Origin of the sequence: Nocardia carnea (assembly GCF_029868325.1) — a bacterium.
In the GTDB taxonomy this organism is placed as follows: Bacteria; Actinomycetota; Actinomycetes; order Mycobacteriales; family Mycobacteriaceae; genus Nocardia; species Nocardia carnea_C.
The window spans coordinates 18,791-36,311 of the sequence record NZ_JARWNW010000247.1 but is presented as its reverse complement, the minus strand read 5'-3'; the positions used below and the strand labels follow the sequence as shown (position 1 = coordinate 36,311).

18 protein-coding genes are annotated in these 17,521 nt (G+C 68.3%); 13 read left to right on the top strand and 5 right to left on the bottom strand.

Annotated elements, in window-relative coordinates; all coding sequences use genetic code 11:
• Window positions 1–22: 22 nt before the first annotated feature.
• Window positions 23–1,027, bottom strand: coding sequence for a MaoC family dehydratase (locus tag QH196_RS21890; RefSeq protein WP_280417686.1), 1,005 nt, complete (start codon window positions 1,025–1,027; stop codon window positions 23–25).
• Window positions 1,017–1,889, bottom strand: coding sequence for an HpcH/HpaI aldolase/citrate lyase family protein (locus tag QH196_RS21885; RefSeq protein ID WP_432279533.1), 873 nt, complete (start codon window positions 1,887–1,889; stop codon window positions 1,017–1,019). The genes QH196_RS21890 and QH196_RS21885 overlap by 11 nt, the downstream gene beginning before the upstream one ends.
• A gap of 185 nt (window positions 1,890–2,074) precedes the next feature.
• On the opposite strand from QH196_RS21885, the gene QH196_RS21880 reads away from it, so the two are divergent.
• The 7 genes from QH196_RS21880 to QH196_RS21850 all read left to right on the top strand — a co-directional run bounded on the left by QH196_RS21880 (window position 2,075) and on the right by QH196_RS21850 (window position 8,386).
• Window positions 2,075–3,229, top strand: coding sequence for an acyl-CoA dehydrogenase family protein (locus QH196_RS21880; RefSeq protein WP_280417684.1), 1,155 nt, complete (start codon window positions 2,075–2,077; stop codon window positions 3,227–3,229).
• Between the two features lie 3 nt (window positions 3,230–3,232).
• Window positions 3,233–3,685: a MaoC family dehydratase gene (locus QH196_RS21875; protein ID WP_280417683.1), complete on the top strand. Its 453-nt coding sequence runs from the start codon at window positions 3,233–3,235 to the stop codon at window positions 3,683–3,685.
• A gap of 14 nt (window positions 3,686–3,699) precedes the next feature.
• The gene (locus tag QH196_RS21870; RefSeq protein WP_280417682.1) at window positions 3,700–4,896 is read left to right on the top strand and encodes an acetyl-CoA C-acetyltransferase; all 1,197 of its coding nucleotides are present in this window, start codon (window positions 3,700–3,702) and stop codon (window positions 4,894–4,896) included.
• Between the two features lie 141 nt (window positions 4,897–5,037).
• Window positions 5,038–5,742 (top strand): TenA family protein, encoded by a 705-nt coding sequence (locus tag QH196_RS21865; protein ID WP_280417681.1) that lies wholly within the window; start codon window positions 5,038–5,040, stop codon window positions 5,740–5,742.
• A complete protein-coding gene (locus QH196_RS21860) occupies window positions 5,739–6,758 on the top strand; it encodes an ABC transporter substrate-binding protein (RefSeq protein ID WP_280417680.1) in 1,020 nt (339 codons plus the stop codon). Before QH196_RS21865 ends, QH196_RS21860 begins: the two co-directional genes overlap by 4 nt.
• A complete protein-coding gene (locus tag QH196_RS21855; protein WP_432279532.1) occupies window positions 6,736–7,578 on the top strand; it encodes an ABC transporter permease in 843 nt (280 codons plus the stop codon). Before QH196_RS21860 ends, QH196_RS21855 begins: the two co-directional genes overlap by 23 nt.
• Window positions 7,571–8,386, top strand: a complete 816-nt coding sequence (locus QH196_RS21850; protein ID WP_432279531.1) for an ABC transporter ATP-binding protein — start codon at window positions 7,571–7,573, stop codon at window positions 8,384–8,386. The genes QH196_RS21855 and QH196_RS21850 overlap by 8 nt, the downstream gene beginning before the upstream one ends.
• A gap of 39 nt (window positions 8,387–8,425) precedes the next feature.
• Here QH196_RS21850 and QH196_RS21845 read toward each other — a convergent pair whose 3' ends face one another.
• The 3 genes from QH196_RS21845 to QH196_RS21835 form a co-directional block, all read right to left on the bottom strand.
• Window positions 8,426–9,496, bottom strand: a complete 1,071-nt coding sequence (locus QH196_RS21845; protein WP_280417679.1) for an alpha/beta hydrolase family esterase — start codon at window positions 9,494–9,496, stop codon at window positions 8,426–8,428.
• Window positions 9,497–9,670: 174 nt separating this feature from the next.
• A complete protein-coding gene (gene mug, locus QH196_RS21840; RefSeq protein ID WP_280417678.1) occupies window positions 9,671–10,228 on the bottom strand; it encodes a G/U mismatch-specific DNA glycosylase in 558 nt (185 codons plus the stop codon).
• A 133-nt stretch (window positions 10,229–10,361) separates the two neighbouring features.
• Window positions 10,362–11,345, bottom strand: coding sequence for a LysR family transcriptional regulator (locus QH196_RS21835; protein ID WP_280417677.1), 984 nt, complete (start codon window positions 11,343–11,345; stop codon window positions 10,362–10,364).
• Between the two features lie 240 nt (window positions 11,346–11,585).
• On the opposite strand from QH196_RS21835, the gene QH196_RS21830 reads away from it, so the two are divergent.
• The 6 genes from QH196_RS21830 to QH196_RS21805 all read left to right on the top strand — a co-directional run bounded on the left by QH196_RS21830 (window position 11,586) and on the right by QH196_RS21805 (window position 17,496).
• Window positions 11,586–12,803, top strand: a complete 1,218-nt coding sequence (locus tag QH196_RS21830) for a glutamate dehydrogenase (protein WP_280417676.1) — start codon at window positions 11,586–11,588, stop codon at window positions 12,801–12,803.
• Between the two features lie 262 nt (window positions 12,804–13,065).
• Complete coding sequence (locus QH196_RS21825; protein ID WP_280417675.1) at window positions 13,066–14,163, top strand: WD40/YVTN/BNR-like repeat-containing protein; 1,098 nt, start codon at window positions 13,066–13,068, stop codon at window positions 14,161–14,163.
• Complete coding sequence (locus QH196_RS21820) at window positions 14,144–14,440, top strand: MoaD/ThiS family protein (RefSeq protein WP_280417674.1); 297 nt, start codon at window positions 14,144–14,146, stop codon at window positions 14,438–14,440. The genes QH196_RS21825 and QH196_RS21820 overlap by 20 nt, the downstream gene beginning before the upstream one ends.
• A 147-nt stretch (window positions 14,441–14,587) precedes the next feature.
• Window positions 14,588–15,706 (top strand): alanine dehydrogenase, encoded by a 1,119-nt coding sequence (ald, locus tag QH196_RS21815; RefSeq protein ID WP_280417673.1) that lies wholly within the window; start codon window positions 14,588–14,590, stop codon window positions 15,704–15,706.
• Window positions 15,707–15,958: 252 nt separating this feature from the next.
• Window positions 15,959–16,360, top strand: coding sequence for a nitroreductase family deazaflavin-dependent oxidoreductase (locus QH196_RS21810; RefSeq protein WP_280417672.1), 402 nt, complete (start codon window positions 15,959–15,961; stop codon window positions 16,358–16,360).
• Window positions 16,361–16,536: 176 nt separating this feature from the next.
• On the top strand, window positions 16,537–17,496 hold the full coding sequence (locus QH196_RS21805) for an NAD(P)H-dependent flavin oxidoreductase (protein ID WP_280417671.1): 960 nt from the start codon (window positions 16,537–16,539) through the stop codon (window positions 17,494–17,496).
• The last annotated feature ends 25 nt before the right edge of the window (window positions 17,497–17,521 follow it).

Sequence of the window (17,521 nt, the reverse complement as noted above, 5' to 3'; positions counted from 1 at the left end):
ACCTCTCGTGAGTAGATGGGTATCAGGCGAACAGGGCGGTGAACCGCCAGTCCAGCACCGGGGCGGGGGCATCGTCGCCGCGATGGGCGTACACGCACGACCGGAGGTCGAGTGTGCCACCGCCGCCGGGTAGCGCTTCGGCGGCCTCGACGTGCAGCGAGCTGGTGAGTGTGTCACCTTCGTGGACGGGGCCGGTGTGATCGCAGGACTGCCAGCCCAGGACGGTCACCATATCGGGTAGCGCGCGGCAGGCCTGGGCGAGCGCGAGGCCGATCGTATGACCGCCGTAGACGAGGCGTCCGGCGGCGCCGGCCCGCTCGTCGTGATGGGTGGCGGCGATATTGAGGGTCAGGCGGGCCAGTTCGGGTGCGCCGGTGACGACGTCACCGCTGGAGGTGAAGGTCGTGCCGACCAGCGAGGGATCGAAATGGGTGCCGGATACGTGTGAACGGTAGGCCGCCAGATCCAGTTCGGCGGGGGCACTGCGCAGCGGTGCGGTGTCCGGCCCGAGGGTGGAGAGGTCGTCGGTGTGCAGCGGCGCGCCCGGGGCCGGATCTTCGCGCAGGGGCAGCATGGCGCAGCGGTGGAAATCGAGTACCGTCGCGCCGTGCTGGTCGGTGGTGGTGATTCGCAACGCGGCCAATCCGGTCGGCCGCCGCCCCGGCTTCGCCGAATTATGCTTCAGCCCGGCCACTTCCGTGGTGGTATGCAAGGTGTCGCCGATACGCGGCAGCCGGTGGAATCGCAGTCCCCGGTAGAACAGATTGGCCTTGACGTGGTGAGTGACCAGTGTGGACTGCCCGATCGACAGATCGGCCACGAGACCGGGATGCGCCACGGGGGCTCCGGCGACGGCGGTGGCGAGATGCGCGTCCAGGGGGAGGCGCAGCCGGTCGCCGAGAATACTCTGGTGGACGGCGGCGAGCCCGTCGGTGAGTGTCACCGCGGGGGCGGTATCGAAGATCTGGCCGGCCACCAGTTCGTCGAAGTAGGGGCCGCCGACGGTGCGTACGAGATCACTGCTCATCGCCGGCTCCTGCCATCGACAGGGTGCGGCGGGCCGCTACCGCGACGGCCTCGTCCAGCATCTGGCCGTCGAGCTGGGCGGCTCCCGCGCCGCGGGCCGCGGCTTCGGCGAGTGTGGACAGCACCCGTCGCGCCTGCTCGGCCTGTTCGGGGGTCGGGGTGAACGTCTCGCGCACCGTGGCCGTCTGGGCGGGGTGGATAACCCATTTCCCGTCGAACCCGAGGTCGGCGACCCAGCGCGTCGCCTCGCGGAAGGGTTCGTCGTCGGCGATACCGAGGAAGGGACCGTCGACGGCTTGGATACCGGCCGCCCGGGCGGCATGCAGTACCCGGTCCTGGACGAACAGCCACTGCTGCGGGGTCACCGTGCGGGCCCGGCCGAGGGCGGCGCCGAGATCGGCGTACCCGATGACGACCGCCGTCAGGCGCGGGCCGGTCGCGATCTCGTCGAGGGCGCCGACTCCGGCGGGGGTTTCGATCAGTGCCTGTACGGGCACATCGGTCCCGGTGCCGAGCAGGGAGTCGGCGGTGACCAGGTCCGCACGGCTCTCCACCTTCGGGATCACGATCGAGGTGAGGGTGTCACCGAGTGCGGCGCAGGCCGCGAGGTCCTCGGCGAACCAGTCGGTGGCTCGTCCGTTCACGCGGATCGAGACCGGCCGGGTCCGCCCGTACTCCCGGACCAGCTCCGAGGCCAGGGACCGGGCGTCGGCCTTCAGGGCGGGGGTGACGGCGTCCTCGAGATCGAGGATCACCTCGTCCGCGCTGCCGGTGAGCGCTTTCCGTGCTTTTTTCTCGTCGGAGCCGGGGGCGACGAGTGCTGCTCGTCGGCGGATGGTTTTCACGGGCGGTTCCTTCTCCATCGTGCGCTGCCTGCAGGGATATTCGCGAGGGCGGGTCGCGTGCTCCCGGGAAGCGGGAGGGGCGGTCCGCCGACGAAGACTATGCATATGCTTATCATGATTGACATTTTCTTTCAGCCGGTCGACTATGGCCGTACAGATCTCCGCGGGCTCGCCGGGCCCGCCACACGGTGAGGACATCGCGCGTGAGCTACTACCTGAACGACGAAGAAGCGCTGCTGGTACGCACGGTGCGCGAGTTCATCGATCGTGAGGTGAAACCGTCGGTACAGGAGGTCGAGCACGCCAACCGGTACCCGGAGGCGTGGATCGACCAGATGAAACGGATCGGTATCTACGGTCTGGCCGTACCGGAGGAATTCGGTGGCACCCCCGTCTCGATGCCGTGCTACGTACAGGTCACCGAGGAACTGGCCCGCGGCTGGATGTCGCTGTCCGGTGCGATGGGCGGCCATACGGTCGTCGCGAAACTGATCGCCCTGTTCGGCACCGAGGAACAGAAGGCGCAGTACCTGCCGAAGCTGGCCACCGGCGAGATCCGGGCGACCATGGCGCTGACCGAGCCCGGTGGCGGCTCGGATCTGCAGGCCATGACCACCCACGCGAAACGTGACGGCGACGATCTGGTGATCAACGGGGCCAAAACCTGGATCACCAACGCGCGACGGGCAGGGGTTATCGCCCTGCTCTGCAAAACCGACCCGGCCGCGACCCCGCGGCACCGGGGTATGTCGATCGTGCTCGTCGAACACGGGCCCGGGCTCACGGTCTCCCGGGACCTGCCCAAACTCGGCTACAAGGGCGTGGAGAGCTGCGAGCTGTCGTTCGACGGCTACCGCATCACCGCGGATGCGATCCTCGGTGGCGCGCCCGGTAAAGGCTTCGCCCAGATGATGAAGGGGCTCGAAACCGGCCGGATCCAGGTGGCGTCCCGGGCGCTGGGTGTCGCCGCGGCCGCCCTCGAGGATTCGCTGGCCTACGCGCAGCAGCGGGAGAGTTTCGGCGAACCGATCTGGAAGCACCAGTCGGTCGGCAACTACCTGGCCGATATGGCCACCAAACTGACCGCCGCCCGCCAGCTCACCCGGCACGCGGCCGAAATGTACGACCGCGGCGAACGCTGCGATATGGAGGCCGGGATGGCGAAGCTGTACGCCTCCGAGGTCGCGATGGAGATCGCGCTCAACGCGGTCCGCATCCACGGCGGGTACGGGTATTCCACCGAGTACGACGTCGAACGCTACTTCCGGGACGCCCCGCTGATGATCGTGGGCGAGGGCACCAACGAGATCCAGCGCAATGTGATCGCGGCCCAGCTCGTCGCCCGCGGGGGTTTGTGAACCATGCGGGTTTTCCAGGGAATCGAGGAGGTGGCGGCCGCGATCGGCACGCACCTCGGCTACAGCGACTGGGTCGAGGTGACCCAGTCCCGGATCGACGCCTTCGCCGACGCGACCGGCGACCATCAGTGGATCCACGTCGATCCCGAGCGGGCGGCCGCGGGCCCCTACGGCACCACGATTGCGCACGGGTACCTGACACTGTCGCTGCTGCCCGCACTGGGCGCCACGATCTTCGATATCGACGGCGTTCGGATGAAGATCAATTACGGCATGAACAAGGTCCGCTTCCCCGCGGCGGTACCGGTCGGATCGAAGATCCGCTGCGGTGCCCGGCTGGAATCGCTCGAACGGACGGCCAAGGGCGCGAACCTGATCACCACCTACACCATCGAGATCGACGGCGCGCAGCGTCCGGCGCTGGTCGCCGAGACCATCCGCGTCCTGGTCGATTGAGGAGCGAATTCCCCATGACACGCGCAGCATTGGTGGCGCCCGTCCGCACCCCTGTGGGCCGCTTCGGCGGAGCGCTGAAAGATGTACCGGCCGTGACGTTGGCGACCACCGTCATCAAAGAAACCGTCGCGCGATCCGGAATCGACCCCGAACGTATCGACGATGTCGCCCTGGGACAGTCGTACGCGAACTCGGAAGCCCCGTGTATCGGCCGCTGGGCCGCCCTCGATGCCGGGCTGCCGATCTCGGTCGCCGGATTGCAGACCGACCGCCGCTGCGGCACCGGCCTTCAGGCCTTGGTGACCGCCGCGATGATGGTGCAGACCGGCGCCGCGGAGGTCGTCCTCGCCGGCGGCGTGGAATCGATGAGCACCATCGAGCACTACACGACCGGCGCGCGCTGGGGCGCCAAATCCGGTGGGCTGCACCTGTTCGACCGGCTCGATCGCGGTCGCGAACGTTCCCAGCCGGAATGGCGATTCGGCCGGATCAGCGGAATGATCGAAACCGCCGAGAACGTCGCGGCGAAATACGGGATCACCCGCCAGGAATCCGATCAGCTCGCCGCGGAAAGCCATCATCGTGCCCACGCGGCCTGGGAAGCCGGGCGATTCGACGCCGAGGTCGTACCGGTCGAGGTCACCGATCGCAAGGGGGCGGTGACGGTATTCGCCCGGGACGAGGGCATCCGGCCCGAGACCAGCGCCGATTCACTCGGGAAGCTACGGGCGATCCAGCCCGGCGGCGTGGTGACCGCGGGTAACGCGAGCCAGCAGAACGATGCCGCCGCGGCGGTGCTCGTCGTCGCCGAGGACCGCCTCGACGAACTCGGTCTCGAACCGATCGGCTTCCTCGAAGGCTGGACGGCGGCCGGCTGTGACCCCGCCCTGATGGGCCTCGGGCCCGTCGTCGCCGTGGACAAACTGTTCGCCCGCACGGGGCACGGCTTCGCCGACTACGACCTGATCGAACTGAACGAAGCCTTCGCCTGCCAGGTCCTGGGCGTGCTCCGCGGCTGGGGCTGGGACGATCGAAACAGGCTGAACGTCAACGGTTCCGGGATATCCCTCGGCCATCCGATCGGAGCCACCGGTGTCCGCATGCTGACCACGGCACTGCACGAACTCGACCGCCGCGGCGGCGGGCGCGCGCTGCTCACGATGTGTATCGGCGGAGGCCAGGGCATGGCGGCGTCGGTGGTATCCGCCTGAGCCCGAGACCGGGCCACTTGTCAAGCGACGCGCCACTGGTATGGTCGGATTCGTTCCGACACGGGGTGCTCCGCACGAGGCGGGGCTGAGATCACACCCGAGAACCTGTCCAGGTAATGCTGACGAAGGGATGTCTTGGCGTTGTCCGCGCATACCACGGAAACCGGCCGTTTCACCGATCACCTCTGGGACCGGACGAAGGCGCTGCGCGGCGCCATCGACGATCTCGAATTCCTCCGGTTGCTCGGCGCCGGCACCCTGCCGCCCGAGGTTTTCCGCACCTATATCGAGCAGGATTCGCTGTATCTGACCGGATACTCGAAGGTGCTGGCCATCCTCTCGGCCAAGGCGCCCGATGCCGAGGCCGCACGGTTCTGGGCGAATTCGGCCGCCTCGGCGGTATCGGTCGAAGCCGCCTTGCACGACGAACTGCTCGGCAGCGGGAAGTTGCCCGCAGCTGAGGGGGAACCGGAGCATTCGGCCGCCTGCCTCGGCTACGTGTCCTATCTGATCGCGACCGCCACCACCGAGTCCTACGCCGTGGGCGCGGCGGCGGCGCTGCCGTGTTTCTGGATATACGCCGAGGTCGGGAGGGATCTGGCCGCCCGCGCGGCCGCCGTCCTCGCCGCCGATCCGGATCACCCTTACGCGCGGTGGGTGTCCACCTACGGCGACGAGGAGTTCCAGGTATCGGCGGCCGCGGCCCGGACCATGGTCGACGCGGCGGCGGAGGTCGCGAGTGAACGGGAACGCGCGGCCATGACGACGGCGTTCACCATCGCCACCCGGTACGAGCTGATGTTCTGGGATACCGCCCTGCATCCGCAGCCTTGGCCCGCTCCGTGAGCGGCCGCCTCCGCCGGGTCCTGGCCACGGCCGCCGCCGCGTTAGTAGGGCTGTCGGCGCTCACCGCCTGCACTGTGGGAACCGGCGACGAAACCATTCGTTTCGCCCTGGACTGGACGCCGAACACCAACCACACCGGGCTGTTCGTGGCACAGCAGCGGGGCTGGTTCGCCGAGGCGGGCCTGGACGTGGAGATCCTGCCGTACAACAACACGGCTGTCGATACGGTCATCGACGCCGGTAACGCCGAATTCGGTATCAGCACCCATAATTCGTCGACCTTCTCCCGGGCGTCCGGCGGGCATACGATCTCGGTGCTCGCGCCGCTGCAACACTGGGCGACCGGGATCGGCGTCGAGGCGGACCGTGCCGATATCAGATCCCCGAAGGACCTGGACGGTAAGACCTATGCCGGCTTCGGTGATCCGGGCGAGGTGGAAGCGCTGCAGCAGGTGATCCGCAACGACGGCGGTACCGGCGAATTCGAATCGGTCACCCTGGGGACCTCGGCGTACGAGGCGGTCTACTCCGGACAAGCGGATTTCACCGTCTCCTACCTCGCCTGGGAGGGGATCGAGGCCGAACACCACGGCACACCCATGAAGTACTTCCGCTACACCGATTACGGTTTCCCCGATGCCTACGCCATCGTGATCGACGCGAACCAGGATTGGCTGACCGCGAATCCGGATCGCGCGGCGAAATTCGTCCGGGCACTGCAACGCGGATACCAGTTCGCCGCCGACGAACCCGCGGCCGCAGCCCAGGACCTGCTCGACGCCAACCCCGGTGCCTTCCCCGACGAATCGCTGGTGTTCGAGAGCCAGCGCATGCTGGCCGAGCAGTTCATGAAAGACCCCGAGGGCCGGGTGGGCACCCAGACCCGCGAGCGCTGGGCGGCGAATTCCGGTTTCCTGTTCGGCAAAGGTTTGCTCACGGGTCCGGACGGCGCACCCTTGGCCGAAGAACCCGACTGGTCGACGTATTTCACCGATGAATATCTCGCCTCTCCGTAGCGCCGCCGCGCCCGGCACTCCACCATCGTCCGCATCATCCGCTTCCAGGTCCTCGGCGATCGGCCGCTTGGTGCCGGCGTTCGTGACGATGGCGGTTCTGGTCGCCTGCTGGCAGGCCTACGTGCAGGTCAGCGGTATCCGTCCGCAACTGCTCCCGTCACCCCTGCGTGTGCTGGAACAGGGGTGGGCGCACCGCGACGACATAGCCGTCCACGCCGCCGCCACCCTGCAGGTGACCGCCACCGGTTTCGCGTTGTCGCTGAGCCTGGCCTGGCTACTGGCCGTGGTGGTCGATTTCTCGCCCTGGCTGCGCCGTGCGTTCGTCCCGCTGTTCGTGGCCTCGCAGACCTTGCCGATCATCGCGATAGCGCCGCTGATGATCATCTGGTTCGGGTTCGGTCTGCTGCCGAAGGTCCTCGTGGTCGCACTGGTCACCTTCTTCCCGATGGCGATCGGCCTGATCGAAGGTTTCGCCGCGGCCGACCGGGAGGCGGGCGCCCTGTTGCGCAGTATGGGTGCTTCACGCGCGCAGATCTTCCGCTATGTGCGCCTGCCCTCGGCGATACCCCGGTTCTTCACGGCGCTGCGGATCGGCATCACCTACGCCGTGGTCGGCGCCGTGTTCGCCGAGTACGTCGGCGCGCGCCGAGGGCTCGGTATCTACATGAGCCTGCAGAAGAATTCGTTCCGTACCGACCTGGTGCTGGCGGCCGTCTTCGTGACAGCGCTCATCAGCATCGCGCTGTATCTGCTGACGTTCGCGGTGGAGCGGATCGTCGCGCCGTGGTCGCGCACCGAGAACAGGAGCCGCCGTGGCTGACCCGCACGGTAACCGGCTCGTCGTCGACTCCCTCGGCAAATCGTTCGCGCTGCCCGGCCGGCGGCCGGGTCACCGGCAGGTTCTGGCCGGTGTGTCGTTCACCGCGCAGCCCGGCGAGTTCGTTTCCGTCATCGGACCGAGTGGGTGCGGTAAGAGCACCCTGTTCAATACGCTGGCCGGGCTGGAAACCCCCGATTCGGGCCGTATCCGCTTCGGTGACGAGACCCGGCCCGCGGCCGCGCACTGCGCCTACATGCCGCAGAAGGACCTGCTCTTTCCGTGGCGAACCGTTCTCGACAACACCATTCTCGGACTCCAGGTGCACGGCGTCGCGAAAGCCGAGGCCCGGCGCCGGGCGCTCGAACTGTTCGATGCCTTCGGACTGTCCGGATTCGAGGACGCCCGCCCGTCCCAGCTGTCCGGCGGTATGCGGCAGCGTGCGGCGCTACTGCGCACCGTCGTCCAGGAACGTGAATTGCTACTCCTGGACGAGCCTTTCGGTGCGCTCGATTCGCTGACCCGCACCGAGATGCAGGGCTGGTTACAGGACGTCTGGCAGCGCTATCGCTGGATGGTGCTGATGATCACCCACGATATCCGCGAGGCGGTGTACCTGTCGGACCGCGTCGTCGTCCTGTCCGCCCGCCCGGCCACGGTACGCCGCGAGGTGCGTGTCGACCTGCCACGACCACGCACCCTGTCCATGATCACAGCGCCGGAGTTCGCCGCATCGGAGCAGGAATTGCTCGATGTACTGACCGCGGAAACGCGTTCATCGCCGGGCCGGATCTCTTCCCGACGAGCGTGACCCGCCTACGCAGGCACGCCCGGCCGGCCCGGTGACCGCTCATTCCGGTAGTGGATGGGCTTCGAAGAAATCCCAGATCAGCTGCGTGGCGTCGATCGAGGTGGTGTTCTTGCCGACGAAGATCTCCGGGAACGGGACCGCGGTGTCTCCGGGCCAGACATGACCGCCGCCCTGGACGGAATACAGCTCGACGTCGGCACCGGCGGGGCAGGGATAGCGTTCGCGGTAGACATCGGGGGCTATCTGCTGCCGCTCCGGTGCCGCGCCGCAACCGTTGCGCCGCGCCCATCCTGCGACGCTCTCCGGAACGCTTGCGGGACCCGGTCCATTGACCGTGGGGCCGTTACGCTCGGTGCCCACGGAGGATCCGGTGCCGTCGGGAGAGGGCAGTAAGCGGGCGTTGGGCCCCGCGCCCCCGGTATAGGCGACGATCGGGTCCGCGGTGCCGTGGAAGGCGATGACCGGCACCGGCCGGGAAGTCTTGCACCAGGCGAAATCCTGTACGCCCGCGACCGGTGCGATGGCGGCTATCCGGTCGGACAGGTGGCAGGCCAGCGACGAGGTCGTGAACGCGCCCATCGACAGCCCGGCGACGAAGATACGCCGGGTGTCGATGCAGTGAGTCGCGCCGATATGGTCGATCAGCCCGGCGAGCCACTGCATATCGGCACTCTGCGGTTCGAAATTCCAGCGCGGCGGGCCGGGCTGGTCGAGTTGGGGGGTGACGGTGATGAATCCCTGTGCGGCCCCGTAGTCGCCGAAACCGCTGGAGGCGTGGGCGATCACGGCCGGCTCCAGATAACCGTGCAGATCGAGAACGACAGGGCGCGGCCCCGGAGCTGCGGGTAAATCCCGGATATAGCTTCCGGCCCGGCCGTCGGCCGCGAAGTGTTCGAGCGTGCGGCCGGGTGCGGCCGGTGCCGCGGTGCAGCCGGGCGATGGGGCGGCGGAAACGTCATCTGCGTTGGCGACGCCTGCGAACAGGGTGAACGGTCCGAGCATTGCGATGGTCGCGGCGGCGATCCCGAGGGAGCGGATCGCGGTGTGCCACCGGGTCGGCCGGGATCGTGCCACCCGGCCCGGCAGACCGGAAACGGTATTCCACTTCACGGAAGTGAGTTTCTCACGGCATCGCTTCGCGGTCCGGGGATTCGGGCGATGGGTGGGACCGGCCTCGAAACGAAACTCGGCCGCAGCCCGGTACGGTGGAACGCCCGGGATCTGCCGCCTGGACATAGGTGGTGCAGTCCGGCGCCGCATGGTCGGCGCCCTCTGTCCGAGGGCCTATTCCACTGCCGCGCGCAGCGTACGGAATTCTGCAGCCAATGCGTCCAGCGTGTAGTGCGCGTTGAGTCCGCTCGGATTCGGCAGTACCCAGACCTCGGTTCCGCCGAACGTATCCGGCTGCCGGCCCACGGTCGTCCGGGGCCGGGCAAATGCCGTGCGATAGGCACCCAGGCCGAGTACCGCGAGGACCCGCGGACGGTACTCGTGCACTCGCTCGGAGAGGTCGCGGCCACCGTCGCGCAATTCCTGCGCGGTCAGCTCCGCGGCCTTCGCCGTCGTGCGGGGTACGACATTCGTGATACCCAGACCCAGCTCGAGTAGTTCGGACTCTTCGTCGGGGCGGAGGAGGCGAGGCGTGAATCCCGAGCGGAAAAGCGCCGGCCAGAAACGGTTACCGGGCCGGGCGAAATGATGACCGGTCGCGCCGGACCACAACCCCGGATTGATACCGCAGAACAACACCCGCAGGCCGGGTGCCAGCACATCGGGAACGGTTGCGCCTTCGGCGGCCGCCAGCTCGGCCGGGGAGGGGCGGTACGCAGCGGAACGTGCCATCAGGACAGTCTGCCGCAACCCTGCGGCCGTTCGAGCAGCGCCACCGGGCAGTACCGGTGTGCTCGCTGCCCGGCCGCGCCGCGCGGGAGATGCGCCGAGAGCACCGATCGGTGCAGTCCGGGCGGCCACCGGCTCAGCCGAGTCCGAGGCTCCGGCCGTCCACCTCCTGCGCCGGCGGCTCCGTAGCTGCCGGGGCCGGAAGTGCAGTATCGGCACCCAGGCCTTTCTCCGCGGCGGCGGTCCGGATCGCGTCCACCACGAGTAGTAGCGCGGCCCGGCGGGCCGAATTGGTGCGGTAGGCCAGGGATACGGTCCGGGTGAGGATGTCACCGAGCGCGATGATGTCCACGCCCGGCGGTCGCAGGGCCAGGCCCAGATCCGAGACCAGCGTCACACCCAGACCCGCCGCGACCATCGCCATCGCGGTCGCCTGCTCCTCTACTTCGTGGTCGATTCGCGGCGCGACTCCGGCCGATTGGAACGCCAGCCGCGCCGCCTGCCCGAAATGGGAGCGGGCCGGGGCGAGGATCCACGGGTGTTCGGCCAGCTCGGCGAGTGTCACACTGGCTCCCGGCACCGCCCCGGACGGGACGGCGGCATGGATCCGCTCGACCGCGATCACCGCGCGTTGCAATCCGCGGTCCCAGGCCATCGGGTAGTTCGAGTAGTCGAGGACGAAGGACAGATCGAGTGCGCCGTCGCGTACCGCCGCGGCGGTTGCTTCCGGGGCGAGTTCCCGCGTCCGCACCCTGATCCCCGGGTGCGTCCGGGCGAGGGAGGTGAGCGCGTCGGGCATCAGACCGGAGGCCACCGACGCCCAAACACCGGCCGTCAGCGTGGCCGATACCGATTCGCCGGCGTCCTCGAGGGCCTGGGTCGCGCGTTCGACCGAGGCCAGGATCTCCTCGGCGTGCTCGGCGAGCAGGACACCGAGATCGGTGAGCTGTACGCGGCGTCCGCGCCGCTCGAACAACCGGGTACCGACATCACGTTCGAGCTGCGCGAGCTGCTGCGATACCGCCGACGCCGTATAGTGCAGCGCCGTCGCGGCCGCCGTAACCGTGCCGCGTCGATGCAGCTCGCGCAACATTCGCAGGCGAGGGATCGACAAGTCCATACGACGAGCCTAAGCGTTGTGCAGCAACGCTGAACACTGCCGTGTACCAACCGTAAATAGACGCGCGAGCAGGTACGACCGCACAGTTATGGGATCGGCACATAGCAGCCGTGGGGACGACGAAGTCCGGACGGAACATTTGCGCGCCGGGGTTGCCGCATGCGGTGGCGACGGCCGAGCACGAAAAGGAGGTGGTTCATCGTGACGGCGATCGACAACCCTATGGGGGGTACCCCGCATATGACCACGCAAACCTTTCCGGACATTCCCGCGGCAACGACCGCCGCGCCACCGGTACGCCGGACCGAACCGTATATGCGTCTGCAGTGGACCGATTCGCTGACGGGCGCGGTCGGCTACCTCGTGGTGCACACCCTGCGCGCGGGCCTGGCCACCGGCGGCACGCGGATGCGGGCCGGCTGCAGCCTGCGCGAGGTCGAGGATCTTGCCCGCGGGATGGCCGATAAGACGGCCACCTTCGATCTGCCGGTCGGCGGGGCGAAGGGCGGTATCGATTTCGACCCGAAGGACCCACAGGCGATCGGTGTCCTCGAGCGGTTCTGCGAGGCCATGCGCCCGTGGCTGGATACGCATTGGGTGACGGCCGAGGACCTGGGTGTTCCGCAGCATCTGATCGACGAGGTCTTCGAGAAACTCGGGCTGGGGCAGAGCTACCATGCCGCGATCAGCCGCGCCGGCGATCCGGCCGCGACCCTGGAGCGGGTCCGCAACGGGCTGAACGCAGCAGTGGAGGGCGGGTTCCTGCTGGGTGATGTGATCGGCGGGTACGGGGTCGCGCACGCCTGCCTCGCCGCCGCGGTCTGGCGCGGCCGGTCGCCCGCCGAGACCACGGTCGCGATCCAGGGGATCGGCACCATGGGCGGTGCCGCCGCCTACTATCTGCACGAAGCCGGTATGAAGGTCACCGTTGTGGCCGATGCCGCCGGCGCGCTGTATTGCGCGGATGGATTGGATATCCCCGCGCTGCTGGATCTGCGCGACGGTTTCGGTGAGGTCGACCGCACCCGGCTGCCCGAAAGTGTCCAACAGCTGCCGCGTGCAGCGGTGCTCTCCGCCGAGGTGGATATCCTCGTTCCGGCGGCGATCTCCTACGCGATCACACCGGACAATTCGTTCGATATCCGGGCCCGCGTCATCGTGGAGGCCGCGAATGCGGCAACCACCCCCGAGGCGGAGGCCATGCTCGCCGCCCGCGGCGTCCCGGTGCTTCCGGATTTCGTCGCGAACGCAGGCGCCGTGGCCTGGGCGTGGTGGCTGCTTCTCGGCGAGGTCGACGACAACCCGGAGAACTCCTTCGACCGGCTGCGCACCACCATGCACAGCAAGGTCGCGCAGCTGCTGGCCGCATGGGCCGAGGAGGGTGTCACGCCGCGCGAGGCCGGCCACCGGCTGGCCGACGAACCGTCCGCCGCATCGGGGCCGGTAGTCATTCCCTGACAAGACCAGCAGTAAGGCCCCGCTGCCCGGCGGTCATGGTGTCCGTGCCGGCCACCGATTGCGAATAGATGATCGCCGCGGTCGAAGACGCCGCGCCCGGCCGCGACGTGAGACTTGTCCTGCCGGGTGGCGATCACCCTGTGCGGTGATCGCCACCCGCCGCGTTCCGCGGCACGCTTTGTGCGCTGTTCTGCCGGAACCTGTCGGTCCCGCGGAGTACGCTCACACGCGCCGGCGTGCGGTGACGACATGGAGGTACGTGATGGACGTACTGCTCGGAATCGGGACGCGTAAGGGATTGTTCCTGGCGCGCAGCAAGAACGGCCGGATGAACTGGGAGGTCGGTGAGCCCCAGTTCGCCGTGGCCGATGTGAAGGCCTTCGCGATCGATACCCGGCGGTCCACGCCGCGTCTGCTCGCGGGTGTACTGGACAGCCATTTCGGCCCCACCATGGTGACCAGCGACGACTTCGGTGCCACCTGGAGCGAGCCGGACGACGCGCCGCTGGCCTTCCCGGAGGACACCGGTGCGGCACTACAGGGCGTCTGGCAGATCGCGCCCGCCACCGCGGCGGAACCGGATGTGGTGTACGCGGGCGCCGAACCGGCCGCGCTGTTCCGCTCCACCGACGGCGGCCGGACGTTCGAGCTCGTCCGCGGCCTGTGGGAGCATCCGCACCGGCCGGAGTGGATGCCGGGCGGCGGCGGTCTGGCGTTGCATACGATCCTGCCGCATCCGGCCGATACCGAGCGGATGGCGGTCGCCATCTCCACCGGAGGCGTCTATCGGACCACCGACGGCGGATCGTCGTGGAAGCCTGCGAACAAAGGTGTCACCGCCGATTTCATGCCGGGTGAACTGCCCGAATGGGGGCAGTGCGTGCACAAGGTCGCATTGGACGCGGATACGCCGAACACCATGTACCTGCAGAACCACGGCGGTGTTTTCCGCAGCACCGACGAGGGGGCGAGCTGGCAATCGATCGACGGTGGGTTACCCGAATCCAATTTCGGGTTCCCGATCGTCGCGCACCCCCGGCGCTCCGGGGTGATCTACACCTTCCCGCTGGTCGCGGATATGGAGCGGTTCCGTTTCCCGCCGGACGCGCGTTGCGCGGTGTATCGCAGCGAAAACGGCGGCGATACCTGGTCCGCCCAGACCGACGGGCTCCCGCAGGGCCCGTTCTGGGCGGCGGTCATGCGCGATGCCATGTGCGCCGACGACGCCGACCCGGCGGGTATCTACTTCGGCACCCGCAACGGCGAGGTCTACTGCAGTGCCGACGAGGGCGATCACTGGCAACTCGTCGCCGACAAACTTCCGGACGTACTGTGCGTACGTGCCGCGGTCGTCGGATAACGCCGTGGCCCGCGTCCGCCTGCCGTCCATGCTGCGTACCTACGTCGACGGCGAAAAGGAGATCGACGTCGACGGGGCGACGCTCCGCAGCGTTCTGGACGCCGTGCGCGAGCGGTCGCCGGGGCTGGAACGCCGGCTTCGCGACGAGAGCGGTCAGCTGCGCCGCTACGTGAACTTCTATGTCGGCGACGATGAATGCCGCACGCTCGAGGGGCAGGACACACCGGTCGATGCCGGAACCGAGATCATGATCATTCCATCGGTCGCCGGCGGGTGAATGCGGCCGAAGGCGCGCGGCCTCACTCACTTGCGGGGATGCGCCCGACTCGTCGGGGTGCGATGAGCGGATGCAGTGGGCCGGTGAGATCACCACACCCGCAGTAGTTCTCGGACATCCTGCCGACGTGTACGAGTAGGAGGAGCAATGCGTATCGGCGTGCCGAGGGAACTCAAGGATCACGAGTACCGAGTCGCCATCACCCCTATCGGCGTACACGAGCTGACGAGCCAGGGGCATCAGGTCGATATCGAAAAAGACGCCGGGCTCGGCTCCTCCATCACCGACGACGAATACGCCGCCGCCGGCGCGCGGATCGTCGACCGCGCCGAAGATGTCTGGGGCCAGGCCGATCTGGTGCTCAAGGTGAAGGAGCCGATCGCGGCCGAGTACCCGCTGCTGCGCGAGGGCCTGGTGCTGTTCACCTACCTGCACCTCGCCGCCGACAGGCCGCTCACCGACGCACTCCTCGGCCGAGGTGTCACCGCCATCGCCTACGAAACTGTTCAGCTGCCGTCCGGTGTCCTGCCGCTGCTCTACCCGATGTCGGAGGTCGCGGGCTGTCTGGCACCCCAGGTCGGCGCCCACTCGCTGCTGAAGGCGCAACGCGGGCGCGGGGTGCTGATGGGCGGGGTCGGCGGTGTGGCCAACGCCCGGGTGGTGATCCTCGGCGCGGGGGTCGCCGGTCAGAACGCCGCCAATATCGCCCTGGGAATGGGCGCCGATGTCACGCTGCTCGATACCGACCTCGACAAGCTCCGGATGTCGTTCTGGCGCTACCACAACCGGGTGCACGGGCTCGCATCCTCCCGCCTGGCCATCGAACAGCAGGTCGAGCAGGCGGATCTGGTGATCGGCGCGGTGCTGATTCCGGGAGCGTCGGCGCCCAAACTCGTCGGCAACGATCTGGTCGCGCGGATGAAACCTGGCTCCGTACTCGTCGATATCGCCATCGACCAGGGTGGCTGCTTCGAGGATTCGCGACCGACCACACATTCCGAGCCCACTTTCCCGGTACATGATTCGACCTTCTACTGCGTGGCGAATATGCCCGGCGCCGTACCGAACACCTCGACCTACGCCCTCACCAACTCGACCCTGCCCTACGTGGTCGCCCTCGCGAACAAAGGCTGGCGCGCAGCCCTGCGCGACGATCCGGTGCTCGCCAAAGGTCTCAACACCTGTGCCGGCGGCATCACCAACGAGCCGGTGGCCGAGGCGCATCGACTCACGTCCGTCGCGCTTTCCGATGTTCTCGACCGGTAGAGGCGGTTTGCCGGAAATGGTCGCGGCCCGGCGGGCACGCCGCGACGCCCGGCAGGTACGGACCGGCGCGGCGCAGCATCGCTTCGGCGGGTAGGAGTCCACCGCTCTCGGGCTGTCGTTCGGACAACAGCGTGCCGGCCTGCGAAACTGGAGCGAATACGTACGCCGGATATCGCCGCGTACCGTGCTGTCTGCGTCGCCGGTTCGTGGTGCAGGAGCCGGCGGACCCGAGTGAAGTGAGGTGTTCGCCAGATGCCCGCGCCCCGATGGATCGCTCGCGCAAACAAGGCCGGTCTGAACCGGATCACGAAATTCATCGCACCGTGGGCGCCGGGCTGGGCGGTGGTCGTCCATCGCGGACGCCGTTCCGGCCGGATATTCCGGACCCCGCTGTGGGCCTTCCGCCGCGGCGACGGATTTGTGATCGCCTTGACCTACGGCGCCGAATCCGACTGGGTGCGCAATGTTCTCGCCGCCGGTGGTTGCGAACTCGAATCACGACGCCGGCGCTACGCGGTCGGCTCGCCGCGTGTCTACCGGGACGAGTCCGCCGCCGATATGCCGCCGTTCATCCGGTTCATGCTGCGCCGGGTGATCAAGGCGCCGGAATTCCTCCGGGTCGAAGTGATTGCCGAGCGGGGCACCTCGAGGTAGGTAGCCGCCGACCCAGGGCTCGTCCTGATGCTTTCGTCGGTGGAAGGGCCGTGGAGGGCGACTGTTTCCGCGGTGCGGGCAGGGCGGTCAGCTGCCGGAGGTAGGCGGGTACGGTCGCGGGGAGAACCGGATCCGGCATCCCGATGCCGGTGCACAGACGAGCGAGGTGGACCGTAGTGCTGTCGACGCCCTGGTCGCGGGAGATGGGTTTGCGCGCACCGATAGTCAACGCCCCGATGGGGGGTGTGGCCGGTGGCCGGTTGGCGGCAGCAGTGACCGCCGCCGGTGGGCTCGGGATGATCGGGATGGGAAGTGCGGGATCGGTCGACCGGTTGACCGATGAACTGGAATTGCTCGGTGCCGTGCCCGGTCCGTTCGGCATCGGCCTGGTCGACTGGGTGCTGGCCCGGGAACCGGGTCTGCTCGATACCGCTCTCGCCGCGCGGCCGACGGTGATCTCGGTCGGCTTCACCGACGATTTCACCTGGGTGCGGCGGCTGCACCGGCACGGTGTCCGGGCGGTGACCCAGGTCTACGACGCGGAACAGGCCCGCCGCGCCGCCGATGCCGGAGTGGATGTGCTCGTCGCCCGCGGCGCCGAAGGCGGCGGTCACGGGGAGCCACTGCTGGGTACCTTGCCGTTGCTCGATACCGTGCTCGATGCGGTGGAGGTTCCGGTGCTGGCGGCCGGCGGGATCTCGTCCGGCCGGACCCTGGCCGCGGTGCTGGCGGCCGGTGCCGCGGGAGCGTGGCTCGGGACAAGGCTGTCGGCGTGCACCGAGGCGCTCACCCCGGACCGAGCGCGTGCGGCGCTGATTCGTGCGGCGGCCACCGATACCGTCACCACGCGCGTTTTCGATATCGGCCAGCAGCTGCCCTGGCCGGCGCGTTTCCCCTCGCGGGTCCTGCGCAACGATTTCACCGAGCGGTGGGAGCGCAGCGAGGACGACCTGGCCGGGAACCCGGCGGCCCGCGATGAGCTGGCCGCGGCGATGTCGGCCGACGATCCCGTGGTGGCCCCGGTCGATGCGGGACAAGGTGTGGGGATGGTGACCGAAAGCGTGCCGGTGGGCCGGGTGATCGACGAATTGTGTTCGACCGCGCAGCATGCGCTGGGCAGCTTGTCCGCCCACTGAACCACTGTGGGAGCCGGTTCAGCCA

Coding starts and splice junctions, on each gene's coding strand:
- QH196_RS21825 (WP_280417675.1), top strand. CDS start 13,066: ATGGACGTACTGCTCGGAATCGGGACGCGTAAGGGATTGTTCCTGGCG.
- ald (WP_280417673.1), top strand. CDS start 14,588: ATGCGTATCGGCGTGCCGAGGGAACTCAAGGATCACGAGTACCGAGTC.
- QH196_RS21835 (WP_280417677.1), bottom strand. CDS start 11,345: ATGGACTTGTCGATCCCTCGCCTGCGAATGTTGCGCGAGCTGCATCGA.
- QH196_RS21810 (WP_280417672.1), top strand. CDS start 15,959: ATGCCCGCGCCCCGATGGATCGCTCGCGCAAACAAGGCCGGTCTGAAC.
- QH196_RS21875 (WP_280417683.1), top strand. CDS start 3,233: ATGCGGGTTTTCCAGGGAATCGAGGAGGTGGCGGCCGCGATCGGCACG.
- mug (WP_280417678.1), bottom strand. CDS start 10,228: ATGGCACGTTCCGCTGCGTACCGCCCCTCCCCGGCCGAGCTGGCGGCC.
- QH196_RS21890 (WP_280417686.1), bottom strand. CDS start 1,027: ATGAGCAGTGATCTCGTACGCACCGTCGGCGGCCCCTACTTCGACGAA.
- QH196_RS21855 (WP_432279532.1), top strand. CDS start 6,736: ATGAATATCTCGCCTCTCCGTAGCGCCGCCGCGCCCGGCACTCCACCA.
- QH196_RS21885 (WP_432279533.1), bottom strand. CDS start 1,889: ATGGAGAAGGAACCGCCCGTGAAAACCATCCGCCGACGAGCAGCACTC.
- QH196_RS21870 (WP_280417682.1), top strand. CDS start 3,700: ATGACACGCGCAGCATTGGTGGCGCCCGTCCGCACCCCTGTGGGCCGC.
- QH196_RS21830 (WP_280417676.1), top strand. CDS start 11,586: ATGACCACGCAAACCTTTCCGGACATTCCCGCGGCAACGACCGCCGCG.